This window comes from Acidiphilium rubrum, from assembly GCF_900156265.1.
GTDB lineage: Bacteria > Pseudomonadota > Alphaproteobacteria > Acetobacterales > Acetobacteraceae > Acidiphilium > Acidiphilium rubrum.
The window spans coordinates 1-14,764 of the sequence record NZ_FTNE01000022.1; the positions used below are offsets into that span (position 1 = coordinate 1).

Genomic DNA, 14,764 nt, shown 5'->3' on the forward strand with positions numbered 1-14,764 from the left:
CCTGGTTCCCATCGGCCGCTGGCACGAAATCATCGGCGACCCAACCCTCGGCGATGCCATCCTCGACCGCATCGTTCACCGCGCCCACCGCATCGAACTGAAAGGAGAAAGCCTTCGAAAACGCCAGACCCTCACCCCTTCATCTGACTTGACGAACACCATCGAGAAATGACACCTGTTCAACCGTCAGTGGTATCCCACAACACCGCGTCATGCCGTTCCCCAAGCCCGCCTCAGGCATGGTGAACATCATGATCGCGATCAACGGAACCAGTGATCGCGATCGACCGGAATGGATGATCGCGATCAACGGAATACGCAGCTCACCACCGATGTCCGCGTGCGCGGCGGCGTCAAGAACAACGTGATCTTCCTCGCCCAGGTCGCCAAAATCTTCTGATCAGACCCAGGACCGCCGCATCCGGCGGCGGTCCGTGGCGTGATTTATCACCTTGATCTGAGCGATCCGGATCGCGCCGCCTAACCCCCGCCCGTCGTCACGGGCGGACGAGGATATAGCCCTCTGAAACCAACTCCATGATCCGGGGAATACCGTACGGCACCGGAGTGGCGTGCGGGTTGAGTTTCGGTGCGTGGCCGGTTTTGCGCTTGATGGTGTCGATCGTGTTCATGCACACATCGAACTCGACACCTTGGGAAACCAGACTATCGACCGCCTCGCGCAGGGGGGCGTTGGCATAAAGGATCCGCACGCCGGGTCCGAATGCGACGACGACGATCGAGACGGTGTTCGGATAATCTTTCAGGACCGAGTTGGCGGCGCTGATGATGGCATTCTGCTTGTCCATCGAGCCATCGGACAGTTGCAGGACGAGCTTATGAGTGGCGAACGGATTGGCATTGTCCGGATGTGCATCGGCGCGTCCAGGCGTTATCCCCAGTGTCGCGATCAGGGCGGCGGCGATCAGCGCGGTGCGGCGGTTCATGCTGGGAGGTGACGTTAGACGATATTGGCCGTGCTGGTGGCGGTTTCGCCTTTGTTGTCGACCCAGGCGATGCCGATCGGCTGGCCGGCCTTACCGCCCTTGAACGAGAATTTGATGAACGGGTTTTTCGAAACCGCCGGCCCCCAGTAGCCGGTCAGTACGGTTCTACCCTGGCAGGTGAATTCGATCACTTCGATGTAGTGGGGCGGGATGATCTTGCCGGCTTTGTCACGGACGAAGCCACTGTCCATCGGGTGTTTGATCAGGGCTTCGACCGTGGTGGTATCGCCCGATGTCGTGGCATGGACCAGGATTTGATGAGCCATCTCCGGTCTCCTTCAACCGCAGCCGCCGAGGGTAACCTTGACCTGCTTGGACGTGCTCATCAGTTGACCCTTCGACTGTATGACGCTGATAACGTTGGTCGTTTTGGCCAGTTTGATCCGGCTCGAGATTGCAGGGCTGGTGCCGGCCGGGATTTTATAGGCACAGGCGAGAATGAACGGGTTATCGAGCGCGAGCACGCCGGCCGCGGTAATGCCAGGCAGGTTGGCATCGAACGTGATCGGCACGACCGCGCCGTTTTCCGCGATATCGGGCGCTTCCATTCTGACATCGGCAGTATCGGTCAACGCCGAGGTGCCGAACATGGCTTGCAGGGCCGGATTTTTCTCGGTCTGGCGGAACGCTTCGGCGGGATAGCTCGAAACCGCCGGTGGGGCGATAGTCGCCGATGCCAAATGCGGCAGGGCAATGCCGGCGGCCGCACCGGCGGCGACCGCGCGCAAAACATCGCGCCGTTTTGGCCCCACGCCGATGACCTGACCGATGAAATCCATGTTTCCTCGCTTCGTTGGGCGTTTCATGATCGTGGCATGCACGAATAATTCAGGTCAGAATGCGCCACTGTAGTTTTCGATGCAAGCGGGCCTTGGCGAGCAGCGATGAAAGCAACGTCATGCAAGGTCTTCTTTTTTGTGAACAGCAAAGAAGCAAAAAACGTTTCTTGATCCAGGACTGTGCCAGTGAAAATGCCCATAGCCCAAATTAAAGAAAGTTTTTTGCTTCTTTTTTTCAAAAAAGAAGTGCTTCCTTCACGCACTTACCGCACCCTACCTCAGCAACGGCATCAACGACCGATCCATGATCGAGGCCAACCGGTCCGGAATTTCGAACAGGGCCCGATTACGCAGTCCAAGCGCGTTCCGCCGGAACACGTGCAGCCGATCATCACGATACAAAACCGTGACGGCTTGGCCGACATGGCGCAGATCGCGGATCACCAGACCGACCTCGTGCTGGGCGACCCACTCCGCGTTATAGCGTTCCTGCGGCATGGTGCGGCGGTTCCGCTCGATGATCACCGGCAGTCCAAGATGCAGCGCCTCGCTGATGCTGCCCGGCCCCGGCTTGCCGATGAAAAAATCGGCGAGGCGCATATAGTGCGGCACCTGGTCGGTAAAGCCGACCGCGCAGCACCGTTCGGTCCGCGCGAGTTGTGCGGCGAGCAGCCGGTTATGGCCGCACATCACGATCGATTGCACCGCGAAGGGCAGGCGCGCGAGGCGTTCCACGATGGTGAGTGCCAGTTTCGAACCATTGCCGCCGAACATGATCAGCGCGGTGGGCAGATCAGGATCGAGACCCAGGGCCAGCCGTTCCGCGCGGCGATCGATGCGTGCGGCCTGATAGAAGCGCGGGCCGAGCACCATGCCGGACACCTGCATGATGCGTTCGGGCCGATAATGCCGCGCACGCGCCTGTTCGGCCGCCTTGTCGCTGCCGCAAATGATGAACTGGTCCTGATCCTCCTGCCAGAAGCGCGGCGGCTGATCCGCAATATCGGTCATGATCGTGACGTAGGGCACCTCGGCGTGCACGCGGCGGAGTGAGCGGAACAGCACGCCGTTGAAATTCGGAATGAGCGAAACCACCATGTCGGCCGGCCGCCGGCGCCAATGGGTTTCGAGCAGCGCCTCGATCGGTGCGGCGCGCAGGCGGATGCCGGCCTGCAACCCGCGCAACAGCGGCAGCGAGCCATAGGTCCAGCCGCGCTTGAGCATACCGTTATAGACCGTCTCGGACGACACGCGCCGCCGGGTGAGCCGCAGCATCGGGTCGACCGGGCGCAGCAATTCCTGCAGATTGACCAATTCCACCTGCCAGGTCGGATAGCGCTGCTCGATGATCTGGCGCAGGGCCAGAGCGGCGCTGCGATGGCCGCCGCCGGCATCGAAATAGATGAACTGGACGGACGGACAGCACGCCAACGGCGCGATCGGCCGTGTGCGCCGATCGACCGGTATCGTCAATTCAGTCATATCGATGGCATCACCCGGCTGGTTTTGAACGGACAATCGCATGCGAATTGCGCCCGGAGGCTAAAGCACGGAACCGGTGCCCCGCGCGTGATGATTAAATGACAATGTCCGCGACCGCGCGGTTGCCGCCGCGCAGTGCCGATGGTCGAGCCAGAACGTTGGGCCGCTCTCAGGATCAATCGACCAGCGCGATTTCGACCTCATCGAGCCGCTTGAGCCGATACACCAGGGTGGAGACGAGCCAGCTCGCGACGAAAATTCCGATGATCAGAAAGCCGATCATGCCGAAATACCGGTCGTTCGCGGCACCGATGGTGCGCCAGAACAGGCCATGCAGGCTGAATTCGTTGGCGATCAGGCCGAGCGTTTCGACGCTCCCGACAATGACGGCGACAATGACCGAAACGACCGTGATGGTCAGGTTGTAGTAAAGCTTGCGGATCGGTTTGACGAAGGCCCAGCCATAGGCGCCGAGCATCAGAATGCCATCGGTCGTGTCGACCAGCGACATGCCGGCAGCGAACAGCATCGGCAGCATCATGATCGCCCAGACCGACACGCCCTTCACCGCCTCCGCACCGCCCATGCCGAGCAGGCTCACCTCGGTCGCCGTGTCGAACCCGAGGCCGAACAGCAGGCCGACCAGCAGCATCTGCCAGCTACGCGTCACCAGGCGGAACAGCGGTCGCAGCAGGCGCGACATGAAGCCCCGCTTGTTCAACAGGATATCGAAATCATCATCGGCGTACCGCCCGGTGCGGCGCGCGGCGCGGAATGTTGCGTAGACCGAGCGCGCGATCACCAGATTCATTGCGGCCATCGAGAACAGAAAGACCGCCGAGATCAGCGTGCCGATGATGCCGGCGGCGCTGTTGAGCATGGTGAAGCGATGGTCGATGGTCATGGCGGTGAGCGCGATGGCGGCGGTGGCAATCACGAGAACCATCGAATGGCCCATCGAGAAAAAAAAGCCGACCATGGCGGGCCGTTGTTTATCCTGCATCAGCTTGCGGGTGACGGAATCGATCGCCGCGATATGATCGGCATCGACGGCATGACGCAGCCCGAAGGCGTAGGCGAGGGCGGAAAACCCGAGCAGGACGGTATTGTGCCGGAACACGAGCAGCGCGCCGGCCCAGGCGCAGATGTTCAGCGCGATCAGGAACGCGTAGCTCGCGATGATCTTGCCGCGGATGTTGTCGCTCCGATCATCGAACACCGCCTTCAAGGCACGCAGCATCGGATCGCTCCTGTGGTTGGGTGATTGCCATCGCGGGATCACGGTAGGCGGCGCACAGGTTTGGAGGCAAGGTGTCGTGGTTTGCAAACAAACATGAAGCACAAAAATCGCGATATTATGCCCGTGCCGCTCCAAATGCCCGTACCCCAAATCCAGAACGTTTTTTGCTGCTTTTTTTCAAAAAAGAAGCACTTCCTTGTCCAGCCCGCGCATAGCGAAAAATCCTTGCGGGCGTTTGCGCTTTCATGCAATGCTTTGGGAGTCTGCGGCGAAATAAAATTTAATTTTCTTGGCATCGGAAGGTTGCACGCATGGGTAATCCCACGGCGAGGACCGGCGCGCCGTGGCGGGTTGGTTTGTTGTTCTCGAAAACCGGTATCACTTCGGTCATCGAGCAGACGCAGTTACAGGCATCGATCCTGGCGATCGAGGAGATCAATGCGGCCGGGGGCATCAACGGGCGCGAATTGCGTGCGATCCACTACGATCCGGGTTCGAGCACGGCGGGGTTTGCGCAACATGCCAAGCGGCTGATGATCGATGACGGCGTGACCACGATTTTCGGCTGCTATACGTCGAGCAGCCGCAAGGCGGTGCTGCCGGTGGTGGAACGGCTGAACGGGCTGCTGTGGTACCCGACGCTGTATGAGGGGTTCGAGTATTCGCCCAACATCATCTATACCGGTGCCGCGCCTAACCAGAACAGCGTGGCACTGTCACAGTATTTGCTGAAGACCTACGGCAACCGGTTCTTTCTGATCGGGTCGGATTACATCTATCCGCGCGAGTCCAACCGGGTGATCGGCGAACTGGTGCGAATGGCGGGTGGTGCCGTGGTGGGTGAGCGTTATGTCGGCCTGCGGGCGCAGCGGCGCGATTTTCTGCCGCTGATGCGTGAATGCGGGCAGTTGCGACCGAGCGTGATTTTTTCCACCGTGGTCGGCGAAGCGACGACGCATTTGTATCAGGCCTACGCCGATGCCGGGTTCGATCCGCGCATCATGCCGATCGCGAGCCTGACCACGACGGAGGCCGAGATCGGCGCGATGGGGCCGGATGTCGGTTGCGGCCACATCACCGCAGCACCCTATTTCGAGGCGGTCGATTCCGATGTGAATCGGGCGTTCGTCGGGCGCTATAAAAAACGCTTCGGGTCGGATCAGACGACGAACATGTGCGTCGAGGCCGCGTATTTTCAGGTTCACATCTTTGCCCGCGCGCTGGCGATGACCAATTCGATCGAGACCGATTGCCTGCGCCCGATGGTGCTGGGTTCCGCGTTCGAGGCGCCGCAGGGCCAGATCACGATCAACCCGATGTGCGGCCACACGGATTTGTGGACACGGCTGGGGCGGGCGAATGGGGATGGAAAATTCGACATCTTCTGGCAGTCCCGCGTGCCGGTCGGCGCCGATCCGTATCTGGTCGGCTACGGGGCACAAGTCGCATGATTCGGGAACAACCGGGGCGCGAATCAGGGGGACGTGGTCGGCAGGAAGCGGCGCTGGCGGCGTTGGATATCGTGGTGATGACGCCGCGCAGTGCCGAAGGCGAAATGCTGATCCGCGAATTGCAGCGCACCCGGGCCAGCGTGCGCCATTGCTGGCCGGCGCCGGAGACGTATCCGGTCGAGGCGGATGTGATCGTGAGTGAATTGGTGCCGGGCCTCGCGCATCGGCTGCCCTGGGTGCCGGGCCAGGCGAAGGCGGCGCTGGTGGTGGTGCTGCCCGCCGGTGCGCCGGCGCTCGATCAATTGCACAATATCGCGGCGGATGCGCTGCTGCCCCGCCCGCTGGCGCCAGGGGTGGTGCCGGCCATTGTGCTGCATGCCCATATCAGGTTTGCCTATGAACAACGCCTGCGCGCGCGGATCGACAAGCTCGATGAAACATTGCGCGGAATGCGCACGATCGAGCGTGCCAAGGCGATCCTGGTGGAGACGCGCAGCATCGGCCAGGATGATGCGTATAATTTCATCCGCCGCCAGGCGATGGACCGTCGCGTCACGATCAACGCGGTAGCTGCGGCAATTATTGACTCGCACGAGTTGCTCGGATAGGTCTTGCAGCTACGACGCGGTCCGATCGTGAGGTCGGATCAAGCGTTACGATAGACGAACGGCAACAGCGCCGTGGACAATTGAACGGCGATATCGCCCTCGTAGCGGCCACCCCAGGTGGACGACACGAGGGTTTTTTGTTGTTCGGCTTTCGCTTGAGTTTCTTGTTAATCGGCCATCATTTCTGGAGAACGGACCTATGCTTCACGGTGACATTTCGAGCAGCAAGGACACGGTGGGCGTCGCCGTGGTCAACTACAAAATGCCCCGCCTGCACACGCGCGCCGAGGTGCTGGAAAACGCGCAGAAAATCGCGGACATGGTGGTGGGCATGAAGACCGGATTGCCCGGGATGGATCTGGTGGTCTTTCCGGAATATTCGACGCACGGCATCATGTACGACAGCGCCGAGATGTACGAAACCGCTTCGTCCTGCCCCGGCGAGGAGACCGATATTTTCGCTGCCGCCTGCAGGAAAGCCAAGGTGTGGGGCGTGTTTTCGCTAACCGGTGAGCGCCACGAGGAGCACCCGCACAAGGCGCCGTACAACACGCTGATCCTGATGAACGACCAGGGCGAGATCGTGCAGAAATATCGCAAGATCATGCCGTGGGTGCCGATCGAGGGCTGGTATCCGGGCAACTGCACATACATGTCGACCGGTCCGAAAGGGTTGAAGATCAGCCTGATCATCTGCGACGATGGCAACTACCCCGAAATCTGGCGCGACTGCGCGATGAAGGGGGCGGAACTGATCGTGCGCTGCCAGGGCTATATGTATCCGTCCAAGGAACAGCAGATCATCATGGCCAAGGCTATGGCCTGGGCTAACAACGTCTATGTCGCTGTCGCGAACGCAACCGGGTTCGATGGCGTGTATTCCTACTTCGGCCACTCATCGATCGTCGGGTTCGATGGGCGGACGCTGGGCGAATGCGGCACCGAGGAATACGGGATCAACTACGCACAATTGTCGGTCTCGCTGATCCGCGATGCGCGTCGGACGATGCAGAGCGAGAACCATCTCTTCAAGCTGCTGCACCGCGGCTATACCGGCAAGATCAACTCGCGCGAGGGTGTCACCGGTGTGGCGGAATGCCCGTATGATTTCTATCAGAAATGGATCAGCGATCCCGAGGGCACGCGCGAGATGGTCGAGGCGATGACCCGCACGACCGTGGGTGTCGAGGAATGCCCGATCGATGGGCTGCCGAACGAGGGGAATGCTGGGCATCGGTGAAGTGAAGGCAGACAGGAAGACTTCTTTTTTTGAAAAAAAAGAAGCAAAAAAACTTCGTTCATCTGTGCCCGTGCCGCTGAAACCGCCCGTAGCCCAGATTAACAAAAGTTTTTTGCTTCTTTTTTACAAAAAAGAAGTCTTACCTTCCGTTGATTGGCTATCTCTATGATCCTGGACTCCCACCGCATCACCACCGAGCCCTATTACTGTGCCGCGGGCAACGAAATCGCTCTCTTCGCCGCAGCCTACGCGGCGCGGATGCCGATGATGCTAAAAGGGCCGACCGGCTGCGGCAAGACGCGGTTCATCGAATACATGGCCTGGCGGTTGGGCAAGCCGCTGATCACTGTCGCGTGCCATGAGGACATGACGGCATCGGATCTGGTCGGGCGGTTTCTGCTCGATGCGAACGGCACGGTCTGGCACGACGGGCCGCTAACCCGGGCGGTCCGGCATGGCGCGATCTGTTATCTCGACGAAATCGTCGAGGCGCGGCAGGATACCACGGTCGTCATCCATCCGCTGGCGGATGACCGGCGGGTCCTGCCGCTCGAGAAAACCGGCGAGCTGATCACGGCGCATCCGGATTTTCAGCTCGTGATTTCGTATAATCCTGGATATCAGAGCGTGCTGAAGGATCTGAAGGAATCGACCAAGCAGCGGTTCGCCGCGATGCAGTTTCTCTACCCCGATCGGGCGCTGGAGACCGCGATCGTTGCGCATGAGGCCGGGATTGCCGAGGAGGATGCGCGGCGGCTGGTGCTGATCGGCGAGGCGGCGCGGCATCTGAAGGGGCATGGGCTCGATGAAGGCGCATCGACGCGGATGCTGATCCACGCCGGCCAGTTGATCGCGCGTGGCGTGGCACTGGCGGCGGCGTGCCAGGTGGCGTTGATATTGCCGATCACCGACGATCCGGATCTGCGGGATGCGCTGACCGCGACGGTGGATGCCTGTCTGCGGTGAGCGCAGAGGAGCCTGTGCTGTTCGCGCGGCTGGAGCGGCGGCTGGGCGGGTTTGTCACCGCATTGTGGGATACCAATCCGCGGCTGCAATCGATGCCGGTGCCAGCACTGGCGCCGCCGGGGCGGGTGAGTTTCGGCCATGGCGTGGTGCGGGTGCCGGAGCGGTTTCGTGGCTTTGCGCCGGCGCAGGCGACGCTTTTGTATCATGCCGCGATCGCGCATGCTGGGGCGCATATACGGTTCACCGAGGCGCGCTTCACCCAGGGTAGTCTGAAGCCTTTGCAGGTTGCGTTGATCTCGTTGATCGAGGATGCGCGGGTCGAGCATTTGGCGATGCGGCGGTATCCCGGGTTGCGGCGATTGTTTCTGCCGTTCCACGTCGCCTCACCTGGCAGCGGCGGCATGGCACCGGCGCTGTTCGCGCGGCTGGCACGGGCGCTGATCGACCCAGATTATATCGATGGCGACGCCTGGGTCGAAAAGGGCCGCGCGCTGTTTCTGGCCGCCGCCGATGATTGGGCCAGTCCCGCGGTTTCGCGCAGCATCGGCGGGTTGCTCGGCAATGATCTGGGGCAGATGCGGGTGTCGTTCAACGCGAAGACCTATGTGGTGGAACCGGCGTATCGCGATGACAATGCCGGGATCTGGATCGCGACCGAACCGCCGCCGCCGGACGCGGACTCCGAGACCTGGCTGGAAGCCGCGAAAATCACCCCGGCCGAGACCGAACCGCCGCGCGGCCCGCCGGATGAGGCGGACAATCAGCCGGCCAATGCGGCACGACCCGCCGCCACGACCGAGGATGGCTCACTACCGATCGCGTCCTATCCCGAGTGGGATCATCTGATCCGCCAGGCACGGCCGCATTGGGCGACGATCCGGGCCTATCCGGCGCGCGCGGGGCGGCAGGAGGCGATCGATGAGATCATCGCGGCGCATGCACCGCTGGCGCATCGGCTGGCGGCACTGATCGAACACGCGCGGGTCAGCCGGCCGCGCCGGCTGCGCCGTCAGGCCGAGGGGGAGACGCTCGACCTCGATGCGAGCATCGAAGCCGCGATCGATCTGCGGGCCGGATTATCGCCCGATCCACGAATTCACAGCCGGATGGAGCGGCGGCATCGGGATCTGGCGACGCTGGTGCTGCTCGATGTGTCGCATTCGACCAACGACCGCCTGCCGGGATCGGCCACCAGCGTGCTCGCGTTGGAGCGGGCGGCGGCGGCGTTGCTGGGTGATGCGATGGCAGGGCTGGGGGATCGGTTTGCGATGGGGGCGTTCTGTTCGAACGGGCGGCATGATGTGCGCTACAGCGCGATCAAGGGATTCGACGGGGCGTTCGATGGCGCGGCGAAGCGGCGGTTGGCGGGACTGGCCGGCAGCCTCTCGACACGATTGGGCGCGGCGCTGCGCCATGCCGGCCGCGAGCTTGGGCAGCAGGCGGCGTATCGGCGGCTGCTGCTGGTGATTTCGGATGGCGAGCCTTCGGATATCGATGTCGGCGATCGGCGCTATCTGGTCGAGGATGCGCGGCACGCGGTGCAGGAATTATCGCTGCGGGGGATCGATGTGTTCTGCGTCGGGTTGGATGCGGGCGGCGATGGGTATTTCGGGCGGATTTTCGGGCGGCACCGGATTGCGCTGATCGACCGGATCGAGCGACTGCCGGAGAGGCTGCCGATGATCTATCTGCGGTTGACGTCGTGATGGTGCGGATGGCGGGACTCGAACCCGCACGCCCTGACGGGCAACAGATTTTAAGTCTGCAGCGTCTACCATTCCGCCACATCCACGTAAGGCGAGGGTAAGGGAAGGCTTCTTTTTTGTAAAAAAGAAGCAAAAAACTTTTTGACTCTGGTGCGGAGACTGTGACGGCCGTGCGCCCTAGGCCCAGATCAACAAAAGTTTTTTGGTTCTTTTTTTCAAAAAAGAACCGCTGTCTTCTTACCTAAAACCCGTAACTCACCCGCCCGCTATTCCCCAACGACAAATTCCGATACCGCGCCATCGCCATCAACGGAAAGAACCGCGGGTAGCCGTGATAGCGCAGATAGAACACCCTGGGAAAGCCCACCGCGTTGTAGGGCTGCTCGGTCCAGGAGCCATCAGCCTCCTGCACCGATTGCAGCCAGGCGATGCCGCGCCCGACGGCGGGGTGATCGTGGCGGCCGGCGGCCATCAGGCCGAGCAGGGCCCAGGCGGTCTGGGAGGGCAGGCTCTGGTGGTATTCGCCGCGCGGCGCATCGGCGTAGCTTGCGCAATCCTCGCCCCAGCCACCATCGGCGCGTTGTTTGCTGATCAGCCAGTCGGCGGCGCGGATGATGGTGGGGTCGTCGTGATCGAGGCCGGCGGCGTTCAGCGCGCAGAGCACCGACCAGGTGCCGTAGATGTAGTTAGTGCCCCAGCGGCCAAACCATGAGCCATCGGCCTCCTGATCGCGCCGGAGGTAGGCGACGCCGCGATCGATCGCGGTGCGGTCTTCGGGGTGGTTCAACTGGCCGAGGAAGGAGACGCAGCGCGCGGTGACGTCGGCGGTTGGTGGGTCGAGCAGGGCGCCGTGATCGGCGAAGGGGATGTGGTTGAGGTAGGTGAACTCATTATCGGAATCGAAGGCACCCCAACCGCCGGATTGGCTCTGCATGCCGAGCACCCAGAGGCGGGCACGTTCGACCGCCTCGTGATGGGCGGGATCGCCGTTGCGGTCGAGGATCATGCCGACCACGGCGGTGTCATCGACATCGGGGTAGTGGGCGTTGTTGTACTGGAAGGCCCAGCCGCCTGGTGGGGCATCGGGTTTGCGGTGGGCCCAGTCGCCCTTCACGTCGAGGATCTGGCGCGGGATCAGCCAGTCGCACGCGGCGGCAACCTTGGTATCGCCGGCGCCGGCGGCTTCGGCGAGGGCATGGGCGGCGAGGGAGGTGTCCCAGATCGGTGAGAGGCAGGGTTGGACGTAGGTGGCGCCGGCGAAACGATCGGACGCATCGGTGATGAGTTTGCGCACGGCCTGCCAGGCCGTGGCGTAATCGGGGTGGTCGGGTGCGTAGCCGAGGGTGTGGTACATCATCACGGTGTTGGCCATGGCGGGGTAGATGGCGCCGAGACCGTCTTCGCCGTTGAGGCGGGGGGTGATGAAATCGATTGCGGCCTGGATCGCGCGGCGGCGGGAGCGGGCGGGGAAATGGCGTTCGAGTGGGCGAAGCGCGGAGTCGAGCGCTTTGAAGGCATGGCCCCAGCGCGAGCGATAGGGGCCGCGGATGTAGTCGGTCACGGCATCGGGCGGGGTGACGAACAATTCATCGATGGTGACGTTATGCGGGTTGCGGGCGAGGGGGCGCTCGGTCATCAGGACCAGAAGCGGGGCGATGACGGTGCGTGACCAGTAGCTGATTTTCCAGAGCGTGATCGGAAACCAGTCTGGCAGGAGCATGATCTCAACCGGCATGACCGGGCAGGCGCGCCAGGGCAGGGCGCCGAACAGGGCGAGCTGGATGCGGGTGAACACGTTGGTGCGGGCGGCGCCGCCGCGGGCGAGGATGGCTTCGCGGGCGCGGCGCATGTGGGGGGCAGCGGGGTCGTCGCCGATCGCTTTCAGGGCGAAATAGGCTTTGACGCTGGCCGAAAGGTCCATCGCGCCATCGTGGAACAGGGGCCAGCCGCCGGGGTTGTGCGGGGAATCGCCCTGGATGGCACGGAGGAAGATGCCGATTCGGGATTGCAGGGCGGGATCGATCCGGTCGAGGAAATGTTCGAGCAGGATGTATTCGGCCGGGATGGTGGCATCGGCCTCTAGTTCGTAGACGTAATGACCGTCGTTCCGCTGCTCTGCGGCAAGGCTCGCGTGCGCGCGGCCGATCGCCTCGTCGAGTTCATGAAGATCGGTTGGTAAACTGCTCAGCATATGATCCATATAGTCAGTATTGTTACGTTTCGCCTATAGCGCTGTGATTGACGCTGCTACTCGGGCAGGGTGTGGCCGGTGGTGTCGCGGCCGAACGGGATGATCAGCAGGCCGATGCCATCGAGCATCCAGCCTGATCAGGCATCCGAAGGTTGGCGATCAGCTATCGGCGGCGATCGGGGTCTTTTTTCGCCGGGTGAGCCAGCTTTGGCCGGGCAGGACCATCAGTTGATCGACCGCGGTGGAGCGGGCGACGGTGCCGTCGCGCAGGAAGGCTTCGTGGCGGGCTTCGATCGCTTCGGGGTCGTAGAGGTAGTTGACCATGATGCCGAAGGATTCCGTCATGCCGCGCTTGGCGGTGTTGCCGAGCCAGTTGATGCGTTCGAGGCGGGCGCCGTTGCCGAGGTGAAAGCGTGCGACCGGGTCCTGGCGGATCGATTGGGTGCGGAAGGCGCCGGTGAGGTATTGTGCGGCGAGGCGGAGCAAAGCTGGGCGGAGTGCGGTGGCCAGGGGTTGCTGGGTCCACCAGGGGCCGGATTCGAGGGTGGTTTTGAGCAGCGTGGCGTCGTCGGGCGGGGTGGTTGCGGTGGCGCGGTGGAGGGTGTCGCGCTCTTCAGCGGTGAGGAGCGGGGTGGTTTGCGGCAGGTCGAGCCAGGTGAGGATGGCGCGGCGCAGGCCGGGGACGGGCGAGAGGGTGGAGAAGCGTTTCAGGCGGGGCAGTTCGGCCTGGAGTTCGGCGACCACCTGTTTGATCAGGAAATTGCCGAAGGAGATGCCGCGCAGGCCTTCCTGGCAGTTGCTGATCGAATAGAAGATCGCGGTATCGGCGCCGGCGGCGGCATCGTGCAGGGCGCCATCGCCGGATAATTCGTCGGGTGAGGGGGCGAGCAGCGGGGCGATGGCTTCGGCGAGGCCGCGGACCAGGGCGACTTCGACGAAGATGAGCGGTTCATCGGGCAGGGCGGGGTGGAAGAAGGCGAAGCAGCGGCGGTCGGGGGCGAGGCGGCGGCGCAGATCGTCCCAGCCGGCGATTTCGTGAACGGCTTCGTAGGTGATGAGTTTTTCGAGCACGAAGGCGGGGGTGCGCCAGTCGATTCGGCGGAGTTCGAGGAAGCCGCGGTTGAACCAGGAGGCGAACAGGTGGCGCAGGTCGGAATCGAGCGGGGCGAGTTCGGGGCTGGTGCGCAGTTCGGCCAGCACGGCCATGCGCAGTTCGATCAGGGCGGCGGTGCCGCCGGGGGCCATGTTCATGCGGCGGAGCAATTCCTGGCGGGGCGGTTCGGCGGCATCGGCCAGGGCGGTGGCGGTGGTGGCGCCGGGGTTGGCGAGGTAGGCGCTTGCGGCTGCGGCGAGTTGGGCGTGGTCGGGCTCGAAACTGTTGGCGAGGAATTCGAGGAAGCCGGTGCGGTCGGCCGGGGTGAGGCCCCGCAGTGCGCCGAGCAGGGCGGCGGCGAGGGCGGCGCCGGAGGCTTCGCCACGGCCGCCGAGCAGGGCATCGGCCAGGAGTTCGGCGCGTTGGCGGGAGGGGAGGTTGTCGTTGGGGAGGGTGACGAATTTGCGGCCGTGATCGGCGATCGAGGACCAGAGGCGGTCGAGCCAGGAGCGGGTCGAATGATCGGGGGTGATCGGCTGTTGGTCGGGCATTGTGGTGGTCCCTCATCGAGCAGACGGGTGTTGTAGAGTATTTCGGGTGCGGCTGGAACCGGGTTGCTGCGGTGCGGTATGTGGTAGGAAGGGAAGGCTTCTTTTTTGTAAAAAAGAAGCAAAAAACTTTCTGACTCCGGGGCACGGGCGTTTGAACCGGCACGGGCCCAAATTACCAAAGTTTTTTTTGCTTCTTTTTTGTTCACAAAAAAGAAGAACTTCCCTTGCCTTTTTGTGCTTGTCGTTTTGATATCGTAACGAAATAGACGTGCGAAATCATGGCCCCTTCCGCCAGAGTTTTTTGACGTTGAAGGAGGGGACGAAGGGCTGGTGCCAGGGCGGCACGGGCGGTGGGGGTGGACCGAGGATATCGCGGAGTTGTTCGGGCGTGAAGTCGATGCTGCCGTCGGGGTTGATTTTGTATTGGTCCATGAAGCTGGGCTGGCGCTT

Annotated in this window: 15 protein-coding genes and 1 tRNA gene; 7 read left to right on the plus strand and 9 right to left on the minus strand. The window is 62.5% G+C overall.

Annotated features, from left to right (window positions below; translation table 11 throughout):
- Positions 1 to 172: ATP-binding protein (locus tag BW994_RS14170; protein WP_175612121.1), on the plus strand; the 172-nt coding region annotated here is incomplete at its 5' end.
- A gap of 325 nt (positions 173 to 497) precedes the next feature.
- Here the strand turns inward: BW994_RS14170 and BW994_RS14175 are convergent.
- The 6 genes from BW994_RS14175 to BW994_RS14195 form a co-directional block, all read right to left on the minus strand.
- Positions 498 to 947 (minus strand): DsrE family protein, encoded by a 450-nt coding sequence (locus BW994_RS14175; RefSeq protein WP_029313804.1) that lies wholly within the window; start codon positions 945 to 947, stop codon positions 498 to 500.
- Positions 948 to 961: 14 nt separating this feature from the next.
- Positions 962 to 1,273 carry a thiosulfate oxidation carrier complex protein SoxZ gene (gene soxZ / locus BW994_RS14180; RefSeq protein ID WP_029313805.1) on the minus strand — a complete coding sequence of 104 codons (312 nt, stop codon included), beginning with the start codon at positions 1,271 to 1,273 and terminating at the stop codon, positions 962 to 964.
- Between the two features lie 12 nt (positions 1,274 to 1,285).
- A complete protein-coding gene (soxY, locus tag BW994_RS14185; protein WP_029313806.1) occupies positions 1,286 to 1,786 on the minus strand; it encodes a thiosulfate oxidation carrier protein SoxY in 501 nt (166 codons plus the stop codon).
- Between the two features lie 23 nt (positions 1,787 to 1,809).
- Entirely contained in the window at positions 1,810 to 2,049 is a 240-nt protein-coding gene (locus tag BW994_RS19290) for a hypothetical protein (protein WP_139334119.1), read from the minus strand.
- A gap of 10 nt (positions 2,050 to 2,059) precedes the next feature.
- Entirely contained in the window at positions 2,060 to 3,268 is a 1,209-nt protein-coding gene (locus BW994_RS14190) for a glycosyltransferase (protein ID WP_081849215.1), read from the minus strand.
- 175 nt (positions 3,269 to 3,443) lie between these two features.
- Positions 3,444 to 4,508, minus strand: coding sequence for a HoxN/HupN/NixA family nickel/cobalt transporter (locus BW994_RS14195; protein WP_029313809.1), 1,065 nt, complete (start codon positions 4,506 to 4,508; stop codon positions 3,444 to 3,446).
- A 311-nt stretch (positions 4,509 to 4,819) separates the two neighbouring features.
- On the opposite strand from BW994_RS14195, the gene BW994_RS14200 reads away from it, so the two are divergent.
- The 6 genes from BW994_RS14200 (at position 4,820) to BW994_RS14220 (ending at position 10,479) form a co-directional block, all read left to right on the plus strand.
- Positions 4,820 to 5,959 carry a transporter substrate-binding domain-containing protein gene (locus BW994_RS14200; RefSeq protein ID WP_029313811.1) on the plus strand — a complete coding sequence of 380 codons (1,140 nt, stop codon included), beginning with the start codon at positions 4,820 to 4,822 and terminating at the stop codon, positions 5,957 to 5,959.
- Positions 5,956 to 6,567: an ANTAR domain-containing response regulator gene (locus tag BW994_RS14205; protein WP_029313812.1), complete on the plus strand. Its 612-nt coding sequence runs from the start codon at positions 5,956 to 5,958 to the stop codon at positions 6,565 to 6,567. Before BW994_RS14200 ends, BW994_RS14205 begins: the two co-directional genes overlap by 4 nt.
- Positions 6,568 to 6,766: 199 nt before the next feature.
- Positions 6,767 to 7,807, plus strand: a complete 1,041-nt coding sequence (locus tag BW994_RS14210) for an aliphatic amidase (RefSeq protein WP_029313813.1) — start codon at positions 6,767 to 6,769, stop codon at positions 7,805 to 7,807.
- Positions 7,791 to 7,976 carry a hypothetical protein gene (locus BW994_RS19295; protein WP_139334120.1) on the plus strand — a complete coding sequence of 62 codons (186 nt, stop codon included), beginning with the start codon at positions 7,791 to 7,793 and terminating at the stop codon, positions 7,974 to 7,976. The genes BW994_RS14210 and BW994_RS19295 overlap by 17 nt, the downstream gene beginning before the upstream one ends.
- Entirely contained in the window at positions 7,973 to 8,773 is an 801-nt protein-coding gene (locus tag BW994_RS14215; protein WP_175612122.1) for a CbbQ/NirQ/NorQ/GpvN family protein, read from the plus strand. Before BW994_RS19295 ends, BW994_RS14215 begins: the two co-directional genes overlap by 4 nt.
- Complete coding sequence (locus BW994_RS14220) at positions 8,770 to 10,479, plus strand: nitric oxide reductase activation protein NorD (RefSeq protein WP_139334121.1); 1,710 nt, start codon at positions 8,770 to 8,772, stop codon at positions 10,477 to 10,479. The genes BW994_RS14215 and BW994_RS14220 overlap by 4 nt, the downstream gene beginning before the upstream one ends.
- On the opposite strand, the gene BW994_RS14225 is transcribed toward BW994_RS14220, so the two are convergent.
- The 3 genes from BW994_RS14225 to BW994_RS14235 all read right to left on the minus strand — a co-directional run bounded on the left by BW994_RS14225 (position 10,480) and on the right by BW994_RS14235 (position 14,314).
- Positions 10,480 to 10,565, minus strand: a tRNA-Leu gene (locus tag BW994_RS14225).
- A gap of 155 nt (positions 10,566 to 10,720) precedes the next feature.
- Positions 10,721 to 12,670, minus strand: coding sequence for a squalene--hopene cyclase (shc, locus tag BW994_RS14230; RefSeq protein ID WP_029313818.1), 1,950 nt, complete (start codon positions 12,668 to 12,670; stop codon positions 10,721 to 10,723).
- Between the two features lie 159 nt (positions 12,671 to 12,829).
- Positions 12,830 to 14,314, minus strand: coding sequence for a malonyl-CoA decarboxylase (locus BW994_RS14235; RefSeq protein WP_029313819.1), 1,485 nt, complete (start codon positions 14,312 to 14,314; stop codon positions 12,830 to 12,832).
- Positions 14,315 to 14,764 lie beyond the last annotated feature (450 nt).

What these genes read in the sequence shown, in the direction of transcription:
- BW994_RS14175 (WP_029313804.1), bottom strand. Translation starts at nt 947, where the DNA reads ATGAACCGCCGCACCGCGCTGATCGCCGCCGCCCTGATCGCGACACTG.
- soxZ (WP_029313805.1), bottom strand. Translation starts at nt 1,273, where the DNA reads ATGGCTCATCAAATCCTGGTCCATGCCACGACATCGGGCGATACCACC.
- soxY (WP_029313806.1), bottom strand. Translation starts at nt 1,786, where the DNA reads ATGGATTTCATCGGTCAGGTCATCGGCGTGGGGCCAAAACGGCGCGAT.
- BW994_RS14190 (WP_081849215.1), bottom strand. Translation starts at nt 3,268, where the DNA reads ATGACTGAATTGACGATACCGGTCGATCGGCGCACACGGCCGATCGCG.
- BW994_RS14195 (WP_029313809.1), bottom strand. Translation starts at nt 4,508, where the DNA reads ATGCTGCGTGCCTTGAAGGCGGTGTTCGATGATCGGAGCGACAACATC.
- BW994_RS14200 (WP_029313811.1), top strand. Translation starts at nt 4,820, where the DNA reads ATGGGTAATCCCACGGCGAGGACCGGCGCGCCGTGGCGGGTTGGTTTG.
- BW994_RS14205 (WP_029313812.1), top strand. Translation starts at nt 5,956, where the DNA reads ATGATTCGGGAACAACCGGGGCGCGAATCAGGGGGACGTGGTCGGCAG.
- BW994_RS14210 (WP_029313813.1), top strand. Translation starts at nt 6,767, where the DNA reads ATGCTTCACGGTGACATTTCGAGCAGCAAGGACACGGTGGGCGTCGCC.
- BW994_RS19295 (WP_139334120.1), top strand. Translation starts at nt 7,791, where the DNA reads ATGCTGGGCATCGGTGAAGTGAAGGCAGACAGGAAGACTTCTTTTTTT.
- BW994_RS14215 (WP_175612122.1), top strand. Translation starts at nt 7,973, where the DNA reads ATGATCCTGGACTCCCACCGCATCACCACCGAGCCCTATTACTGTGCC.
- shc (WP_029313818.1), bottom strand. Translation starts at nt 12,670, where the DNA reads ATGCTGAGCAGTTTACCAACCGATCTTCATGAACTCGACGAGGCGATC.
- BW994_RS14235 (WP_029313819.1), bottom strand. Translation starts at nt 14,314, where the DNA reads ATGCCCGACCAACAGCCGATCACCCCCGATCATTCGACCCGCTCCTGG.